The sequence below is a fragment of the Lichenicoccus sp. genome, assembly GCF_965277665.1.
In the GTDB taxonomy this organism is placed as follows: domain Bacteria; phylum Pseudomonadota; class Alphaproteobacteria; order Acetobacterales; family Acetobacteraceae; genus Lichenicoccus.
Map to the genome: position 1 here is coordinate 3,054,606 of NZ_OZ255835.1, position 17,055 is coordinate 3,071,660.

Genomic DNA, 17,055 nt, shown 5'->3' on the forward strand with positions numbered 1-17,055 from the left:
CCTCAGCCGCCCACTGTAAGCCCAATCGAGCGCGCCGGCGCGCGCAGCAGGCGGTCGAGCTCCTCGTCCAGGCGCGTCAGCGTCACCGACACCCCGGCCATTTCCAGCGAGGTGAAGTAGTTGCCGACGAAGCGGTGCCGCGGCGTGATCTTGTGCCGGCGCAGGATCTCGTCGACATGGCCGTACAGCAGATACAGCTCCATCAGCGGGGTGGCGCCCAGTCCGGACACCAGCACGCTGACATCCTCGCCGCCGAACGCAAGGTCGGCCAGGATGCGCTCCAGCATCATCGCGGCCATCTCTTTCGCCGGCGCCACCGGCAGCACCGCGATGCCGTGCTCGCCATGGTGGCCGATGCCGACCTCCATCTTGCCGGCCTCGATGGTGAAGTTCGGCTTGCCGGCAGCCGGGATGGTGCAGGCCGACAGGCCGATGCCGATCGAGCGCGTATTGTCGATCGCCTTCTGCGCCGAGGCGATCACGCCGTCGAGGTCGGCGCCCTCGGCCGCGCGCGCGCCGCCCGCCTTCCACATCAGGATCTCGCCGGCAACCCCGCGGCGCTTGTCGGCCGCATCGGGCGGCGCCGAGGCCACGTCGTCGTTGGCGATCACGGTCTTCACCGTGATGTCGTCCTTGGCCGCGAGCTTGGCCGCCATCTTCACGTTCATGTTGTCGCCGGCATAGTTGCCGTACAGGCAGGCAACGCCCCGGCCGCCGTCGGCCTCCCGGAAGGCGGCATGGAAGCTCTTGGCGGTGGGCGAGGCGAACACCTCGCCGACCGCGACCGCATCGCATAGTCCCGGACCGACATAGCCCAGGAACGCCGGCTCGTGCCCCGAACCGCCGCCGGTGACGACGCCGACCCGGCCGCGCGGCCGGTCGCCGGCATGGCGCAACACGCGCGGATGGTCGGTCGCCGCCAGCAGGTCCGGATGCGCCGCCAGAACGCCACGCAGGCTGCCCTCGGTGACCTGGTCCGGATCGTCGATCACGCGGTTCATGCCGCTTCCTCCGCCGGTTTCGTGCCGTAAGACCCTTGTCCGGAGGCGCGCGGAAGTCAACATGTTGCGCGCTTGTGCAGGCAAATTTGAGGGGGTGGGCGGCGTATAGGGTCGGTCCAAGCCGATTCTGGCTTCATCGTGATGCGGGATGCGGATAAATGACCATCAGGCACTGAACAAATGAGCATCATCATGGTAATTGTGCAGCGCAGAAAACGACCCGCATCGCCGGTCGCGGGAGGGCGTCGTGCCTGACCAGGCCGATCGCACGGAGGTCAGGATCGAGACCCTGATCGAGATCGCTACGCTGTACTATTACGACGACGTCACCCAGGAGGAGCTGTCCCGGCGCTTCTCGCTCTCGCGCGCCAAGATCGGCCGGCTGCTCAAGCGGGCCCGCGCCGACGGGCTGGTCGAGATACGCGTGCACCAGCCGCCTGCGGTCGGGGCGGAGCTGGAACAGGACTTCATCGGCCGCTTCGGCATCGACCGGCTGCTGGTCTCGATCGACCACCGCGATCCGGTGGCGCAGCGCAATGCCGTCGCCGCCCTGGTCGCCTCGCATCTCGAACGGACGCTGACCGGGGGCGCCACGGTCGCCGTCGGCATGGGCCGCAACGTCGCCGCCGTCGCCGACACGCTCGGCGCGCGCGCCCGCGGCAGCACCATTTTCGTCTGCGCGATCGGCGGCTCGCAGCGCGCCGGCGAACACATGAACCCTGACCATATCTGCCGCCGGCTGGCGGCACGCTTCGGCGGCGAGAGCGAGACGCTCTACGCCCCGGCGCTGGTGACCAACGCCGAGCTGCGGGCCGAGCTCTACCGCAACGAGACCGTGAAGCTCACCCTGGATCGCGCGCGGCGCGCCAACGTCGCCCTGATCGGCGTCGGCGACCTTTCCGAGGAGAGCAACATGGTGCGCATGGGCTGGTTCTCGCCGGACGAGATCGCCGAGGCCCGGCTGGCCGGCACCATCGGCGACACGATGGGATACGACTTCATCGACATCCATGGCCGCCCCGCCGACACCGGCATGCAGGGGCGCGTCATCGGGCTGAGCCGCCAGGACCTGGAGCGCATCCCCGACGTGATCGCGATCGCCAGCGAGAACACCAAGGCGCCGGCGATCCTCGGCGCGCTCAGGACGGGCGCGATAGACACGCTGGCGACCTCGTTCACCAACGCCCACACCATCCTGCGCCTGGACGATGCCACCCGGCCGCCGCCGGCGCGCGACAGCCGGTAGTCGCGAAAGCCGGTAGTCAGGTCGCGAGCTTGCTCAGCACCTCCGGTGTCACGCAAGCGACCCGGCTCGCCGGCAGCTTGCCGCCGGTGGCCAGCGTGTACTGGTCCAGCACCGCGTCCGCCGGTCCGTCGGCGCGCACCCGTCCGGATTCCAGCCAGAGCACCCGGGTGCACCATCTGCGCAGCACCGAGACCGTATGCGAGGTCAGCACCAGGATCTCCGCGCCGCGCACGACGCTCTCCAGCCGGGCACGGGCCTTGTCCTGGAATGCCGAGTCTCCGGCCATGAACCACTCGTCCATCAGCAGCACCTGCGGCGCGATCGCGGTGGCGAGCCCGAAGCCGAGCCGGATCACCATGCCGGACGAATAGGTCCGCACCGGCATGTCGAGAAACGCGTCGAGCGCCGCGAACTCCTCGACATCCTCCTCGAGCAGCCGGATCGCACCAGACGCCAGCCCGGCATAGCGGCCGCGCAGCACGATATTCTCGCGGCCGGTCAGGTCGAGGTTCATGCCGAGATTCGGATCGAGCAGGGCGTTCAGCGTGCCGCCGACATGCACCCTGCCCGCCACCGGCTCGTAGATCCCCGCCATCGCCCGCAGCAGGCTCGACTTGCCGGCGCCGTTATGGCCGACGATGCCGAGCCGGTCGCCGGGCGCCAGCGACAGGTTGATGTCTCGCAGCGCCTGCACGACGACACGCCGGGTGGCCGCGGCACCCGACAATGCGCCGCCGGTCGCGTCACGCGCCGGACCGAGCTTCCCCGAGGCGACCGACAGCACCGTCTTCTTCAGCGAACGGGCGCCGCCGTGATAGATCGGGAAATCCAGCGACAAGCCCTCGATACGCACGAAGGCGGCCGGCCGCGCCGATCCCTGGCCGCTCATATCCAGAACGCCAGCCTTGGCCGGGCCCGGGTGAACACCACCAGCGCCGCCAGCCAGAGCAGCACGCTGTAGCCGAGTGCCGATCCCCAGGTGACGAGACCCGCAGGCACCCCGAGCAGCGGCGAGCGCACCGTCTCCAGCAGCGTGTCGAACGGGTTCAGCGGCAGCCACCAGCCATGCGCGCCGAGCTGCGACGGCTTCCAGACGATCGGCGTGATGTAGAAGGCGATCTGCATGATGCTGCCCACGATCGGGGGGATGTCGCGGAACCGCGCGCAGATGCTGCCGAGCAGGAAGCAGGCGGCAATCCCGTCCACAACCCACAGCACCAGGCCGGGCAGCGACAGCAATGCCGTGAGGCCGGGCCACACCCGGTAGATCGCGAACACGGCGATCGGCACCACCAGATTGTGCGCCAGCACGATGAGGTTGCGGGCTACGCAGCGCAGCACCTGCACGGTGAACGGCATGCGCATGGCGCGTATCATCTGCTCGGCGTCGAGGAACACCGTGCAGGCCTCGCCGGTCAGGCCACCGATGAACGACTGCCAGAGGATCATCGAGAGGGCCAGGAACGGCAGGTAGTCGTGCAGCACGATGCCGAACAGCCGGCCGTAGATCAGCCCCATCGAGGCCACCATGATCGCGCCGGACAGGGTCAGCCAGAACGGCCCGAGGGCCGATCCGCGATAGCGCAGCTTGATGTCGAGCCAGCCCAGCGAGAGCGCCAGACGCCACAGGGCGAAGCCCTCGGCGAGGTCCTGGCGCACCGCCCGCCGGTGTGCGGGGGCACCCCCCGTCGCATCCAGCAGCAACCCGGTGCCGCGCAGCGAGGCATGTCGCGCAGCCCCGGCTTGCTCGGCGAGATCGCCTCCCCGCTCAGCGAGATCGCCGGCCCGCGCAGCGATATCGACCTTGTCCATGCCGGTCGCGTAGCCGATCCGCATGCCCGCCGCAACGTGCGCGTCCGCTCCTGCCGGTATGCGGAGCGGCCGGCGAGTGCTCCGCTGCCAGATCATCTGACAATAAAGACAGGTTAGTTGTAGCGAGTTAGAAGAGGTTCCTGCATGATCAGGCGAGCTTTCGCTGATAGGGCCGTACCTGACATGACACGACAGACTGGACGCCGGGGGCAGATCCGCACCGCCACGCGTCCGGTGGCACGGCCCCCGACGCGGCAACCGGCCCTGCTCAGGGCTGTCGCGTCGATCCTGCTGCTCACGCTGCTGGCTGCCTGCGCCGGCACGCCGCGCGGACCGATGATCCCGGTGGCCCAGGAAGCCGCCGACTACCGCGCCCATGCCCGCAACTACTATGCCCCGCCCGGTCCGCCGGACGATCCGTGGGGGCCCTATATCGAGGCCGCCTCGAACCGCTTCGACGTGCCAGACGCGTGGATACGCGCCGTCATCCACCAGGAGTCGGGCGGCCACGAGTTCATCAACGGCCAGTTCGTGACCTCGGTGCCCGGCGCCATGGGGCTGATGCAGCTCATGCCGCCGACCTATGACGACATGCGCAACCAGTATGCGCTCGGGCCTGACCCGTATGATCCGCACGACAACGTCATGGCCGGCACCGCCTACCTGCGCCAGATGTACGACATCTACGGATCGCCGGGCTTCCTGGCTGCGTACAATACCGGTCCCGGCCGGCTGGACGACTTCCTGACCCGCAACCGCGCGCTGCCGAACGAGACCCGGCAATACGTGGCGATCATCGGGCCGCAGATTGCCGGGGTGTTTCCCAGCAGCCGCTCGCAGGCCGACCTGATGGTCATGAACCATGCGGGAGCCGCGAACATCATGCTCGCCTCGGCGCAGACCCAGGGGGAGACCAGGTCGGTCCGGATGGCCTGGGCGCGCCGGCGTGACCACTCCGCCGGCGACGACCAGCCGGTCCAGGTCGCGGAAGCCCCGGCCACCGCGCCGACGGCGGCGCCCGCCTACCAGGCCGCCTGGAACCGCGTACCTCCGGCCGCGCCCGCGCCATCGGCGCCGGTGCAGGTTGCCGCAGCCGCCAGCTCCGCGGGGGTCAGCAGCGTCTGGGCCAGCCGGCTTGCCGCCAACCCGGCGCCGCCGGTCCGTCCGGAACCGGCACCCCAGCCTGCCCCGGCGCCGACCCTGGTCGCCCGTGTCGAACCGCCCCGGCGCCGCTTCCATCTGGTGGCGCCGGCCATGGCCATGAGCATCCCGACCGCGCGCACGGCCGGTGGCGTCCGTGACTGGGCGATCCAGGTCGGCGCCTTCGGCACCGAGGGCCAGGCCAGCGAAGCCGCCGGCACCGCACGCTCGCGGATGCGCGAATTGCTGCCCGGCGCGCAGACCGAGATTGCCGGCATCCGTGCCGGTCGCGGCGGCGCACGCATCTATCGCGCCAGGCTGACCGGCCTTTCGCGCAACGGCGCAATGGCGGCATGCGAGCGCCTGAGCCGTGGCCGCGGCGAGTGCATGGTGGTCTCACCGGACGGCCGCCTGTGACGGTGCCGCGCCGCACCAGGCAACTCGCAGCCTCGACCGCCCTCCTCGTCCTGGCCGCGTCCACCGCCCGGGCCGCTCTGCCGGTCGGCGCGAAGGCGCCGGACTTTGCAGCACGGGCAGCGCTCGACGGCCACGAGTTCCGCTTCTCCCTGACCGAGGCGCTGCACCGTGGGCCGGTCGTGGTGTATTTCTATCCCGCCGCCTTCACCCGGGGCTGCACCATCGAGGCGCACGACTTCGCGGCCGCTCTCCCCGACTACAAGGCGGCTGGCGCCACGGTGATCGGCGTGTCGGAGGACCGCATCGCGACCCTCGACAAGTTCTCGGTGAGCGCGTGCCAGGGCAAGTTCCCGGTCGCGGCCGACGCCGACGGCAGCATCGCGCGGCACTACGACGCGCTGATGCCGGTGATGCACTACGCCCGCCGGACCTCCTACGTGATCGCCCCGGATGGCTCGGTGCTGGAGAGCTATTCGGCGATGAACCCCGACGGCCACGTGCAGAAGACGCTGCAGGCCGTGCAGGCCTGGCGCGCGCAGCACACGGCGCAAGGGCTCCGCCCTTGACCCGCTGGGGCCCCGTCTTGGAGCCGTGGGGGCCCCAGACCCGCTCTCTAAAGATGGAATCTCAAAGACCTGCTTTTGATTTGCGTCCAGGGAGTAGAGGCTGTTTGAAAACGCCTGATGCTGGATGAGAGCGGCCCGCAGGGCCGCGGCCGGCGTGGCTTTCCGAGCACCGGAGCGGAGCGGCCTCCTTGGCCGTGAGCACCGGAGCACAGGAAAGGCGCGTCGGATCGCCAGCAGCAGGCGTTTGCAAGCAGCCTCTCAGAGGGTTTCGAGAAAGGCGGTGTATTCCGCTTCTTCCATCAGGCCGTTGAACGCCTCCGGATCGGCCGGCTCCATGCGGAAGAACCACGCCTCGCCCTCCGCGTCGCGGTTCACCAGGCTCGAATCCTCGGCCAGCGTCTCGTTGATCTCGAGCACCTTGCCGGCAAACGGCGCGAACACGTCGGACGCCGCCTTCACGCTCTCCACCACGGCGCAGCTCTCGCCTTCGGCGAGGTCGCGGTCGGGCTCCGGCAGCTCGATGAACACCACGTCGCCGAGCGCTTCCTGGGCATGGTCGGTGATGCCGATCGTGGTGGTGCCGTCATCCTCCAGACGGACCCACTCATGTTCCTTGGTGTAGCGGATGTCTGCCATTCTCGTCGTCCTTCGATCCCGAGGTAAGAGGGCGATCCCGAGGTAACGGGGCGATCCCGAGGCTTCAGCGAGGCATATGCGCGCGGTTGTATGCAAGTTGCTCCGGCGTGAGCTGGAAACCAACCTCGAGACGATAGCTGTCGCTGCTCATCCGCCGGGTGATCGGCAGCTCCAGCTCCAGCGGATCGCTCTTCAGCGCCAGCCGGTCCGCATTCGGCGCGAACGTCGCCGCGATGCTGAGATCGTGCTTGTCGACGATCTGGTCGCCATGCAGCACCGCGACGAAATACGGCAGGCTCACGGTGCGATAGCTCGCCGCCGGCCCCCGCTGCACGCCGATCGTCACGCTGATCGAGGTGTGCAGCGCATGTCCCCGCTCGGCATTGCTGCAGGTGCCCCCGACTGCCGCGATGCTGGCATGGGTCACCAGGGTCGCGAGGTCGCGCGACGGTCCGGCATAGGTGGAGAGATCGGCGGCGTCGCCGAGGATCCCGACCGGCACGCATTCCGGCGCGAACGCGTTGGGGTTGTCGGGGCCGCAGGACGCCAGGGTGGCGAGCGCCAGCAGCGCCGCGGCCGTGCGCAGGGGTGCAACACGCCCGGCGGATACGGCGCTGGCCGCGACATGACGGGAGCAGATCGGCAGGTTCATTCTCGACTTTCGGCCAGTCCCGCCTGTAAGGCAGGGTCACGTGGCGGGAGGGGTTTGCGGCGTGCGCCCGCACGGGTCGCCATTTTCAGTGCGCTCGCCATATACTGCCGACCGCTCGGGAGGGGAACACCATGCCGGACCAGATGCTCGATCAGCCAGACGCCCACCTGCTGCAGGATGCAGCCGGGAGCCCTGCGCTGCGGCCCCTGCGTGTGCTGCTGGCCGGTCCGCGCGGCTTCTGCGCCGGGGTCGACCGGGCGATACGCGTCGTCGAGGAAGCGCTTCGCCGCTACGGCGCGCCGGTCTATGTCCGCCACGAGATCGTGCATAACCGCACCGTGGTCGAGCAGCTCGAGGCGCAGGGCGCGATCTTCGTCGAGGAGCTCGACGAGGTGCCCCCGGATGGTCAGGTCGTGTTCTCCGCGCATGGGGTGCCGAAATCGGTGCCGGCCGAGGCGCAGCGCCGCAACCTGCTCTATCTCGACGCCACCTGCCCGCTGGTCAGCAAGGTGCATCGCGAAGCCGAGCGGCATTATGCCGATGGCGGCCCGGACAGCCGGCACATCCTGATGATCGGCCATGCCGGCCATCCCGAGGTGGTCGGCACCATGGGGCAGCTGCCCCCCGGGGCGGTCACCCTGGTGCAGGACGCCGAGGAGGCAAGCCGGGTGCTGCCGGCCGACCCGAGCCGGCTCGCCTTCATCACCCAGACGACCTTGTCGGTGGACGACACCGCCGGGATCGTCTCGGTGCTGCGCGGCCGCTTCCCGATGCTGGAAGGGCCCAAGCGCGAGGATATCTGCTACGCCACCACCAACCGCCAGGAAGCGGTCAAGGCGATCGCGCCGGGCTGCGACCTGGTCATCGTCATCGGCAGCCCGAATTCCTCCAATTCGCAGCGCCTGCGCGAAGTTGCGGAACGCTCGGGGGCACCGCGCGCCCTGCTGGTCCCTCGCCTGCGCGACCTCGACTGGTCGGCGCTCGACGGCGTCAACGTGCTCGGCATCACCGCCGGCGCCTCGGCGCCGGAGACGCTGGTGCAGGAGATGGTCAACGCCCTGTCGGCACGGTTCGCGCTCGAGATCGAGGAGCGTACCGTCAAGCAGGAAGACGTCATCTTCAAATTGCCGGCGCCGTTGGGTTGACCGACCGACTCTGACGGCCGCCGCCCCAAGGATGGCTGTCTATACCGACGTCGGGGACGACGCTTTGGCGGCGTTCCTCGCTGAGTACGACATCGGCGATCTGGTGGCGTTTCGCGGCATCGCGGAGGGGGTCGAGAACAGCAACTTCTCGCTCCGCACGACGACGGGCGACTTCATCCTCACGCTGTACGAGAAGCGCGTCGAACGACGCGACCTGCCCTGGTTCCTCGGCCTGATGCGCCATCTGGCGGCGGCCGGCGTGACCTGCCCGCTGCCGCTGGCCGGCCGGGATGGCGAGGCGCTGCGTTCGCTGTGCGGCCGTCCGGCGGCGATCACCAGCTTCCTGCCCGGGGTGTGGCCGCGCCGGGTCCGGGTCGAGCATTGCCGGCCGCTCGGCGAGACGCTGGCACGCCTGCATGTCGCCGGGCTCGGCTACGCGCCGAGGCGCGAGAACGCGCTCGGCCCGGATGCCTGGCTGCCGCTGCTGGCACTGAGCCGCGACCGTGCCGGCGACGTGCAGGACGGGCTCGGTCCCGAGCTGGACGCGGCGCTGGCGGCGATCCTGCCGGCCTGGCCGGCTGCCACGGGACCGGACGCGTTGCCGGTCGGGCAGATCCACGCCGACCTGTTCCCCGACAACGTGTTCTTCCTCGGCCGCGAGCTGTCCGGGGTGATCGACTTCTACTTCGCCTGCACCGACCTGCTGGCATACGATATCGGCGTCTGCCTGAACGCCTGGTGCTTCGAGCCCGGCTGGGAGTTCAACGTCACCAAGGCCCGCGCCCTGCTCGCCGGCTACGCGAGCGTCCGCCCGCTGCTCGATGCCGAGCGCGCCGCGTTGCCGGTGCTGGCGCAGGGCGCCGCCTTGCGGTTCCTGCTCACCCGGCTGTTCGACTGGCTGCACCAGCCGCCCGGCGCCCTGGTCACGCCGAAGGACCCGCTCGACACCCTCCGGCGCCTGCGCTTCCACCTGGCTGCAAAGGATGCGCATGCCTACGGACTCTGAAGTCCCGGCCTCGCATGTCGAGATCTGGACCGATGGCGGCTGCCGGCCCAATCCGGGGCCGGGCGGCTGGGCGGCGCTGCTGCGCCTGGGCGCGCGCGAACGCGAGCTCAGCGGCGGCGAGCCGCAGACCACCAACAACCGCATGGAGCTGACCGCCGCCGCCGAGGCGCTGGAGGCGCTGACGCGGTCCTGCGTGGTGGCGCTGCACACGGACAGCGAATATCTGCGCAACGGCGTCACCCGCTGGAGCGCGGGCTGGGTGCGGCGCAACTGGCGCAACGCGTCGGGCGATCCCGTCGCCAACATGGATCTGTGGCGCCGCGTGCTGGAAGCAGCCAGGCGGCACGAGGTGTCGTGGCACTGGGTGCGCGGCCATGCCGGCCATGTCGAGAACGACCGGGTGGACCGGCTCGCAACCGCGGCCCGGATCGCGGTCGAGCAGCGGCTTTAACAGGGTGCTGAAAAAGCAAGGCCAGGGCGCTGCCCTGGTCCCGCTGGGGCCGAAGGCCCCAGACCCCAATTTTTAAAATCAAGGATCTCAAAGGCTCGCCTTTGATGGAGTCCAGGGGCAAGCCCTTGGTCTTCACCCGTTGCGCTAAGCATGTCTCGTTTCCGAGTTTTCAGCACTCTGTTAAGTCAAAAGCAGGGGCCGCGCCTTGCGGCGCGGCCCCTGTCCAGTTGAGTGCCTGGCTTCAGAAGCTGGCGCGCACCGAGAAGGTGATCGCTGCGGGCTCGCCCGGCAGCGCATCGTTGAAGGCCTGCGTGCAGCCATAGTTGCTGATCGTCTGCCCCGCGAACTTGCCGGTCTTGAAGGTTCCGCACGAGGACGGCGAGATCTGGCTGTAGTAGTACTGGAAGTAGCGGGTGTTGAAGATGTTGAGCCCGTTCAGGTCGAAGTCGATCGTGTGCAACGGCCCGGCGTGGCCGTGCATCGGCAGCTTGTAGTTGATATCGAGATTGAACACCGCAAACGGCTGGATGCCGCCATTCGGGTTGTAGGTGGTCGCTCCTGCGGTGGCGTTGTAGTAGCCGTAGGTACCGTAGGGCGGGAAGCCGGGGATCGTTCCCAGATTACCCAGGCCGTTCACATCGTAGGTGGTCGCCTGCTTGCCGGTGTACTGCCCCTCGAACCGGACGTTGAAGTCGTCGCCGCGCGTCAGCAGCGCGTGGTGATCGTAATCGACGCCGAAGGTGGACAGCCAGTCCGGCACCCCGGTCTCGGGATCGCCGCGGAACACCAGGCCGAACTGGTCTTCCTGCACCGTGACGTCGGCGGTGTATGTCTTCAGATACTTCGCCAGCGTGTGCGAGACGTTGCCGAACAACTGCCAGTCGCGCGAGACCTGGTAGATCGCGGACGCCTCGATGCCCTTGCTCTCGCGCTGCCCGTTATTCGCGTAGAATGACGTCCCCGTGAGCGGTCCGCTCTGATACTCGAAGAAGCCGAAGTCGCGCTCGATGTGCTGGTAGAAATAGTCGAACGACAGCGACAGGTTCTGCCGGTTGTACTTGATGCCGGCCTCGTACATATGGACGATCGAGGCACCAGGCGGAGGGGCATTCAGGCCGTTCGGACCGAAATCGGTGGTCGGGGCGAACAAGGCCGAAGTCGCATAGCTAGCATAGAGTGACACGCCGCGTGCGGCCGGCAGGATCTTGTCCAGGTCGTAGGCCACGTTCATGAACGGCAGCCACTCGCGGTCCCACTTGTGCGCCTTGTACTGCCCGTTGGCGCATGTGGATATGCCCCCATTGGGGTTTGCGGCTGCCATCGCGGCCTGACCCTGGCAGTAGGCGGTCGCCAGATCGCTGGCGGAGGGTGTCCCGTTCAGGATCTTGTCGCCGTCCGCACTGGAGTCCGTGCCTTCGAGAGTGACACCGGGCGTCAGATGCAGCGTGTTCTGGATCAGATCGATCTTGTCCTGGGCATAGCCCTGGTAGATTGTCCGCTGGGTGCCACCGTCGAAGCCGTTGACCTGATCGCTCGGGTTATGCGGAAACTCCGAGGAGATGCCGAGATAGGACGGGCCAACGTTGGCGCCCGGACTGGCGTCCGATGTCTCCTTGGCCACCAGCCCGCCGATCTTGATGGTGTTGGCAATGCCGAAAATGTTCGGCGGCGTGATGGTGACGCGCGGCTGGAAGCCGTAGGTGTCGTTATGCACCCGGGTGTATTCGGAGTTGAAGCCGCAGGGGCTGGTCTGGCCCGCCGCCGCGAACTGCGCAGTGGTCGAGGCAGGGCACCCGGCCAGGGACGGATTGGCGCCGTAGGAATAGGCCTGCGGATCGTAGAAGTTGCCGCCGGGCGTATAGTCGCCCTGCTCGCCGAAGCCCGCCACCGTCTGGTTGAATGGGCTGGCGCCCCCTACAGTAGCGGACCCGGGCTCACCACTCGGTGCGAAGATGGTCGGATTGCCATAGTTCTCGGTGTAGGAGTCCGAGTACAGATAGAAGCCGGTCAGTCCCGCGCTGACATAGTCGTTGATATAGGTGTCGTTCTTCAGGATCAGCGTGAAGTAGTCGTTGTACTGGCGGACGAATTGCTGTTCGGGCGAGTAGTTGCTGAACTCACCGTTCTGCGCCAGGTACGGCAACGGCACCGGCTCCGGCGTGATCAGGCCGTTGCCGGTGTTGTAGATGGCAGTCGCCTGGAACAGCGACAGCCCATCGCCGTACGGCTTGTCGACAGCGAACTCCATGTTGTTGAAGCGCGCGGGCGTGTAGTCGACGTAGCCCGCGGTCTGCTGGTTCGAATATTTCAGCATCATCTTCGGCGCGTCGTCGCCGGTGCCGAGCAGTCCGCCGAAAACCTTGTCCAGACGACCGGTATCGACCTCGAAGCCCTCGTTGAAGGTCTTGAACGAGCCCACCGAGCCAAACACATCCACCTTCGCGTCGTTGCTGGGACGCAGGCTGGAATAGGCGATGGTGCCGCCGATGGTGCCGAAGGTGCTCTTGTCGGGGTAGGCCACGCCCGGATAGATCGAGACGCCGCTGATCTGGTCGAGATTGAAGTGGCCGCCCAGCAGGTTCTCCAGGTAGCTGCCGCCGCCGCCGCTGAGCAGGTCCTGCATCGGCACGCCGTCGAGCGTCTGCGCCACTTCCAGGCCGCGCGCGCCGCGGATCGAGATCACCGGCTCGTTGTTGCCGATGCCCTGCTGATACACATAGACCGAGGGCGCCGCGCGCAGCAGCGTCGCCGTGCTGCCCTGGACGCCGGTCTGCGAGATCTGCGCCGAGCCGAGTTCGGTCACCCCGCTCGGGGAATTCTTCTCGCGCAGCAACTGCCGCTGCGCCCGGACGGTTATGTTCTCCGACGGGGCCGCCGTGTTGCCGTTGGCCGAGCCCCCGGATTGCGTGCCGGCATTGGCCGGTACGCCGGACGGCACGGTGTTGTTCGGGACCTGGGCGAGAACCGCGGTCGTCGAGAGTAGTGTGGAAATCGCGGTTGCACCAAGCAACGTGCGCTTCCGGTGACGGGCTAGTGACGTCTGCACACTATAGGCTCCCTGTATCGGGCCGGAACAGGCCTGGTCAGGCAGGGTTACCCCAAGGCACGAACCCGTGAAATGGGTTACGCGACGTTCAGACATGGTTACTAATTAATGTGTCGCATTTGCCACGTTTGAAACAAAGCGCCTCGCCTGGGGCGCGGGCTAACTCCGCGGCAGCGTCTGCGCCGATCAACGCGCAATAAACGCCCAAGTGGTGCGTCTGTTACATGGCGGCCGGCTCACGAAGACCGGAATTAACATTCGTTTTACAGCGCTTGACCATCACTTGCCCAAGAAATGGGCGGTCACTGCTGAAAACATGCTCAAACGCCCAAAATCATGTTTGGGGTCTCCGGCAACCCTGATCGGCCGTACGGCGCTTGATGCGGGACGCTCACGGAGTTCGATCGATGACCCTGCAGATCACCAGCGCCGGCAGCACCTCGGCCGGAGCCGCGGTGCAGCGCGCCAGCATCCGCAATGCGCACGGCATCGCCGTCTCCATCCTCAGCTTCGGCGGCATCATCGCATCGCTCGACGCCCCCGACCGCGACGGACGCCTGGCCAACATCGTGCTCGGCTATGCCGACCTCGCCGGCTACGAAACCCATAACGGCACGACGCATTTCGGCGCCCTGATCGGCCGCTACGCCAACCGCATCGCGCATGGCCGTTTCAGTCTCGACGGCGCCGACTATCGTCTGCCGCTCAATAACGGGCCGAACAGCCTGCATGGCGGCCCGGATGGATTCGGGAGAAGAGTCTGGATGATGACGCCCCAGGAAGCGACCCAGGGCGGGGACGGCGTCCGCCTGTCGCTGTCCAGCCCGGACGGCGAAGCCGGCTATCCAGGACGGCTCGATGCGGAGGTCACCTACCGGCTGACCGATGCCGACGAACTGGAGATCGACTATGTCGCGCGATGCGACGCCCCCACCGTCGTCAACCTGACCAACCACAGCTATTTCAACCTCGCCGGCGAGGCCGGCGGCTGCATCGAAGGCCACGTGGTGCAGATCGAGGCCGACCATTTCACGCCGGTCGATGCCAGCCTGATCCCGACCGGCCGGCTCGCGCCGGTCGCCGGCACCCCGCTCGACTTCCGCACGCCCACCGCGATCGGCGACCGCCTGCGCGTCGGCCACGAGCAGATGGCGCTCGGTCGCGGCTATGACCATAACTGGGCGCTGCGCGGCGAGCCCGGCAGCCTGCGGCGGGCGGTCACCGTGCATGATCCGGTGTCCGGACGAGCGCTGACCTGCCTGACCACGCAGCCGGGCCTGCAGTTCTACAGCGGCAACTTCCTCGACGGCACGCTCGCCGGCACCTCGGGCACGCTCTACCGGCAGGGCGACGGGCTCTGCCTGGAGACGCAGCATTTTCCCGACAGCCCGAACCAGCCGGACTTCCCCTCGACCGTGCTGCGCCCCGGCCAGACCTACCGCGAGCGCACCGTCTTCCGACTGCATAGTCTCTAGCCGGGCGCCGACCGCCGATCGGCAGACATGACTTCAGACTGTCGATTTCGAAGGCCGGCCGAAGCTGTCCGTCTCGCTATTCGAGATACGGCGTCAGCACATCTTCGATCCATTTCATGAATGCGCGGACCCGGCGTGACAGATTGCTCCGATGTGCCACGACGAGGGACACGGCGAGCGCCCGGCGACGAAAATCGGGGATGATCTCCACAAGCGCTCCGCTCTCTAGGTATCGGCCAACCCCCAGGAGTGGCGCCTGAATCAGGCCAAGGCCGGCGAGGGCCGCGGCTTCGTAGGTCTGCGCGCTGTTGACGTGTAGCGCACCTGGCAACTGAAGCGTCGCGTAGCTGTCGCCGTCCGGATATTCCCATCCATAGGGTCTTGCGCCCAGCATCGTCGAAAAATGAACTGTCCGATGTTCCTGACGCCGGAGATCTTCCAGCGATCGCGGGACGCCATGGCGCGCCAGATAGGCGGGACTGGCAGCGTTGACCATGCGCAACAGGCCTAGTGGGCGGGCAATCAGCGTCTCGTCCCCGATGGGTCCAAGCCGCAAGACACAGTCGAACCCCTCCTGAACCAGATCGACTTGCCGATCCGTACTCGACACCTCCAGCTCCAGCTCGGGGTGAGTCGCCATGAAACCCGGCAAGGCCGGCACGATCGTTGTGCGCGCCACCTCGGTCGGCAGATCGACCCGTAAACGGCCGCGAAGCGCCACGCGATCGCCTGCGAACATCGAGTGCAGGTCATCGACTTCCGCCAGCAGATCGCGGGCACGGGCATGGAATGCGCGTCCGTCCTCCGTCAACTGCACGCTGCGCGTCGTCCGGTGCAGCAGCCTGACGCCGACATCTTCCTCCAGCTTCCGGACCGCCGTTGAGGCCCTCCCCTTTTGGATGCCCATGCTATCGGCCGCATGGGTGAAGCTCCCCATTTCCGCCACCGTTACGAAAATCAGGATGGGTTCAAGATTCTGCATTGCCGTGCCCCGGTATTGTTCTCCTTGGAGAGAACAATGTGTTCACCTTCCCGGTGTTTATCATAGCCAGGAGACACAGTATGCCTCCAAGTCGGAACTCGCCATTGGAGAACGAATAGTGTCCGAAACCATGAACCTATACCAGGTGCCCGAAACAACGACCTTGCATCGCGCCCTGTGGGCCGGCCGAATCATGAGCACGTTTGTCGTTATCGCCCTGGCGGCAGATGGGGCTATTCAGCTTTTCGCGCCGGCACAGATCGCGAGCATGTTGCAGGAAACCGGGTTCGCGATGGACCTCACCCGTATCGTGGGTCCTGTCATACTCGCCTGCGCCATCCTTTACGCCATCCCGGCCACCGCCGTCCTCGGCGCGGTCTTGGTGACCGGCTTTCTCGGAGGCGCCATCTGCGCCCATGTCCGCATCGGTGAGTTGGGCTCGCCGCCGGAAATCATTTCCCTGCTTCTGGGCGCGATGACATGGGGCGGCCTCTACGCGCGCGATCCCCGTATCCGGGCCATTCTGCCGCTCATCCGTTGAACCAACCGGGCAGTGCCCTGTCCCTCGAGATCAGGAGAAAACGCATGTTTTTAGTCATGGGAATCACCGGAAGAGTTGGCGGCGCAACCGCAGAACATCTGTTGGCGCACGGCAAGACAGTCCGCGCGCTCGTCCGCAATCGCGAGAAGGCGTCAAGCTGGGCGAACCAGGGCGTGGAACTGGTTGACGGTGACTGGAACGATTCAGCAGCCATCGAGCAAGCGCTCAAGGGCGTCGAGGGCGCGTTCGTCATGTTGCCTTCTGTCTGGGCCCCCTCGCCCGATTACAAGGAAGCCAAGGGCATGATTGCGAACTATGTCGAGGCGCTCACCAAGGCCGCGCCACCGCGAGTGGTGGCGCTTTCGTCGATGGGTGCGAACAGGACCAGCGGGCTCGGGATGATCACGGCCTTGTCGCTTCTGGAGCAGGGCTTTCGCGACCTGCAATCACCAACCGCATTTGTGCGCGCAGGTGGATTCTTCGAAAACTTCCTCTACGGCTTGCAAATCGCCCAGGGCGGAAGGCTACCTGTCCACTATAATCCGACAAGCCGGCGATCGACGATGGTCGCGACGAACGACATCGGCGCGGAGGCCGCAACCCTTTTGACCGGGCCAGCCTGGCTAGGGCAGCGCGTCGTCGAGCTTGGTTCGATGGTCAGCGCGGATGAAGTCGCCGAGCAATTGGGTGACGTCTTGACGCTTGACGTGGGAGCCGTTGCGGTCCCGCGTGCAGGCTGGGCAGAAATGTTCGAGCAGTTCGGCATCCCGAAGGGCCACACCGGACCTGCGGAAGAAATGTTCGACGCCGTGAACGCGGGATGGATGGACCTCGGAGCCGAGGGGACGGAGCACGTAGCGGGCACGACGTCCGCGCGCGACGTATTCGAGGCTGCACAGAACGCCGCCAAGGCGTAAGTCCGGTCAAGGACGGGGACCT

General features: G+C 67.1%; 16 protein-coding genes. 9 read left to right on the plus strand and 7 right to left on the minus strand.

The window, feature by feature from the left end; genetic code table 11:
• Positions 1-2 precede the first annotated feature (2 nt).
• Complete coding sequence (locus tag ACQY4O_RS14250) at positions 3-1,001, minus strand: dihydroxyacetone kinase subunit DhaK (RefSeq protein WP_428376531.1); 999 nt, start codon at positions 999-1,001, stop codon at positions 3-5.
• Positions 1,002-1,248: 247 nt separating this feature from the next.
• Between ACQY4O_RS14250 and ACQY4O_RS14255 the strand changes: the two genes are divergently transcribed.
• A complete protein-coding gene (locus ACQY4O_RS14255; RefSeq protein ID WP_428377012.1) occupies positions 1,249-2,247 on the plus strand; it encodes a sugar-binding transcriptional regulator in 999 nt (332 codons plus the stop codon).
• 16 nt (positions 2,248-2,263) lie between these two features.
• Here ACQY4O_RS14255 and ACQY4O_RS14260 read toward each other — a convergent pair whose 3' ends face one another.
• Together ACQY4O_RS14260 and ACQY4O_RS14265 are read right to left on the minus strand one after the other, a co-directional pair.
• Positions 2,264-3,136: an ABC transporter ATP-binding protein gene (locus ACQY4O_RS14260; RefSeq protein ID WP_428377013.1), complete on the minus strand. Its 873-nt coding sequence runs from the start codon at positions 3,134-3,136 to the stop codon at positions 2,264-2,266.
• Positions 3,133-4,083, minus strand: coding sequence for an ABC transporter permease (locus ACQY4O_RS14265; protein ID WP_428377014.1), 951 nt, complete (start codon positions 4,081-4,083; stop codon positions 3,133-3,135). Before ACQY4O_RS14265 ends, ACQY4O_RS14260 begins: the two co-directional genes overlap by 4 nt.
• A 159-nt stretch (positions 4,084-4,242) precedes the next feature.
• On the opposite strand from ACQY4O_RS14265, the gene ACQY4O_RS14270 reads away from it, so the two are divergent.
• Together ACQY4O_RS14270 and ACQY4O_RS14275 are read left to right on the plus strand one after the other, a co-directional pair.
• Entirely contained in the window at positions 4,243-5,616 is a 1,374-nt protein-coding gene (locus tag ACQY4O_RS14270; protein ID WP_428377015.1) for a lytic transglycosylase domain-containing protein, read from the plus strand.
• A 2-nt stretch (positions 5,617-5,618) separates the two neighbouring features.
• Positions 5,619-6,182, plus strand: coding sequence for a peroxiredoxin (locus ACQY4O_RS14275; protein ID WP_428378207.1), 564 nt, complete (start codon positions 5,619-5,621; stop codon positions 6,180-6,182).
• A 258-nt stretch (positions 6,183-6,440) separates the two neighbouring features.
• Here the strand turns inward: ACQY4O_RS14275 and gcvH are convergent, their stop codons facing one another.
• Complete coding sequence (gene gcvH, locus ACQY4O_RS14280; protein WP_428377016.1) at positions 6,441-6,818, minus strand: glycine cleavage system protein GcvH; 378 nt, start codon at positions 6,816-6,818, stop codon at positions 6,441-6,443.
• Between the two features lie 64 nt (positions 6,819-6,882).
• Positions 6,883-7,470, minus strand: coding sequence for a hypothetical protein (locus ACQY4O_RS14285; RefSeq protein WP_428377017.1), 588 nt, complete (start codon positions 7,468-7,470; stop codon positions 6,883-6,885).
• A gap of 131 nt (positions 7,471-7,601) precedes the next feature.
• Between ACQY4O_RS14285 and ispH the strand changes: the two genes are divergently transcribed.
• From ispH to rnhA, 3 genes are read left to right on the plus strand one after another with little or no spacing between them, the layout of a single operon-like run.
• Positions 7,602-8,615: a 4-hydroxy-3-methylbut-2-enyl diphosphate reductase gene (ispH, locus tag ACQY4O_RS14290; RefSeq protein WP_428377018.1), complete on the plus strand. Its 1,014-nt coding sequence runs from the start codon at positions 7,602-7,604 to the stop codon at positions 8,613-8,615.
• Positions 8,616-8,646: 31 nt separating this feature from the next.
• Positions 8,647-9,621 (plus strand): homoserine kinase, encoded by a 975-nt coding sequence (locus ACQY4O_RS14295; protein ID WP_428377019.1) that lies wholly within the window; start codon positions 8,647-8,649, stop codon positions 9,619-9,621.
• A complete protein-coding gene (gene rnhA, locus ACQY4O_RS14300) occupies positions 9,605-10,072 on the plus strand; it encodes a ribonuclease HI (protein WP_428377020.1) in 468 nt (155 codons plus the stop codon). The genes ACQY4O_RS14295 and rnhA overlap by 17 nt, the downstream gene beginning before the upstream one ends.
• A gap of 241 nt (positions 10,073-10,313) precedes the next feature.
• On the opposite strand, the gene ACQY4O_RS14305 is transcribed toward rnhA, so the two are convergent.
• Positions 10,314-13,082 (minus strand): TonB-dependent receptor, encoded by a 2,769-nt coding sequence (locus ACQY4O_RS14305; RefSeq protein ID WP_428377021.1) that lies wholly within the window; start codon positions 13,080-13,082, stop codon positions 10,314-10,316.
• A gap of 443 nt (positions 13,083-13,525) precedes the next feature.
• Between ACQY4O_RS14305 and ACQY4O_RS14310 the strand changes: the two genes are divergently transcribed.
• Positions 13,526-14,593, plus strand: a complete 1,068-nt coding sequence (locus ACQY4O_RS14310; protein ID WP_428377022.1) for an aldose epimerase family protein — start codon at positions 13,526-13,528, stop codon at positions 14,591-14,593.
• 76 nt (positions 14,594-14,669) lie between these two features.
• Here the strand turns inward: ACQY4O_RS14310 and ACQY4O_RS14315 are convergent, their stop codons facing one another.
• Positions 14,670-15,575 carry a LysR family transcriptional regulator gene (locus ACQY4O_RS14315; RefSeq protein ID WP_428377023.1) on the minus strand — a complete coding sequence of 302 codons (906 nt, stop codon included), beginning with the start codon at positions 15,573-15,575 and terminating at the stop codon, positions 14,670-14,672.
• A gap of 118 nt (positions 15,576-15,693) precedes the next feature.
• Between ACQY4O_RS14315 and ACQY4O_RS14320 the strand changes: the two genes are divergently transcribed.
• Together ACQY4O_RS14320 and ACQY4O_RS14325 are read left to right on the plus strand one after the other, a co-directional pair.
• A complete protein-coding gene (locus ACQY4O_RS14320; protein WP_428377024.1) occupies positions 15,694-16,116 on the plus strand; it encodes a DoxX family protein in 423 nt (140 codons plus the stop codon).
• Between the two features lie 44 nt (positions 16,117-16,160).
• Positions 16,161-17,033 (plus strand): NmrA family NAD(P)-binding protein, encoded by an 873-nt coding sequence (locus tag ACQY4O_RS14325; RefSeq protein ID WP_428377025.1) that lies wholly within the window; start codon positions 16,161-16,163, stop codon positions 17,031-17,033.
• Positions 17,034-17,055: the final 22 nt, after the last annotated feature.

What these genes read in the sequence shown, in the direction of transcription:
- ACQY4O_RS14250 (WP_428376531.1), bottom strand. Translation starts at nt 1,001, where the DNA reads ATGAACCGCGTGATCGACGATCCGGACCAGGTCACCGAGGGCAGCCTG.
- ACQY4O_RS14260 (WP_428377013.1), bottom strand. Translation starts at nt 3,136, where the DNA reads ATGAGCGGCCAGGGATCGGCGCGGCCGGCCGCCTTCGTGCGTATCGAG.
- ACQY4O_RS14265 (WP_428377014.1), bottom strand. Translation starts at nt 4,083, where the DNA reads ATGCGGATCGGCTACGCGACCGGCATGGACAAGGTCGATATCGCTGCG.
- ACQY4O_RS14270 (WP_428377015.1), top strand. Translation starts at nt 4,243, where the DNA reads ATGACACGACAGACTGGACGCCGGGGGCAGATCCGCACCGCCACGCGT.
- gcvH (WP_428377016.1), bottom strand. Translation starts at nt 6,818, where the DNA reads ATGGCAGACATCCGCTACACCAAGGAACATGAGTGGGTCCGTCTGGAG.
- ACQY4O_RS14285 (WP_428377017.1), bottom strand. Translation starts at nt 7,470, where the DNA reads ATGAACCTGCCGATCTGCTCCCGTCATGTCGCGGCCAGCGCCGTATCC.
- ispH (WP_428377018.1), top strand. Translation starts at nt 7,602, where the DNA reads ATGCCGGACCAGATGCTCGATCAGCCAGACGCCCACCTGCTGCAGGAT.
- ACQY4O_RS14295 (WP_428377019.1), top strand. Translation starts at nt 8,647, where the DNA reads ATGGCTGTCTATACCGACGTCGGGGACGACGCTTTGGCGGCGTTCCTC.
- rnhA (WP_428377020.1), top strand. Translation starts at nt 9,605, where the DNA reads ATGCCTACGGACTCTGAAGTCCCGGCCTCGCATGTCGAGATCTGGACC.
- ACQY4O_RS14310 (WP_428377022.1), top strand. Translation starts at nt 13,526, where the DNA reads ATGACCCTGCAGATCACCAGCGCCGGCAGCACCTCGGCCGGAGCCGCG.
- ACQY4O_RS14315 (WP_428377023.1), bottom strand. Translation starts at nt 15,575, where the DNA reads ATGCAGAATCTTGAACCCATCCTGATTTTCGTAACGGTGGCGGAAATG.
- ACQY4O_RS14325 (WP_428377025.1), top strand. Translation starts at nt 16,161, where the DNA reads ATGTTTTTAGTCATGGGAATCACCGGAAGAGTTGGCGGCGCAACCGCA.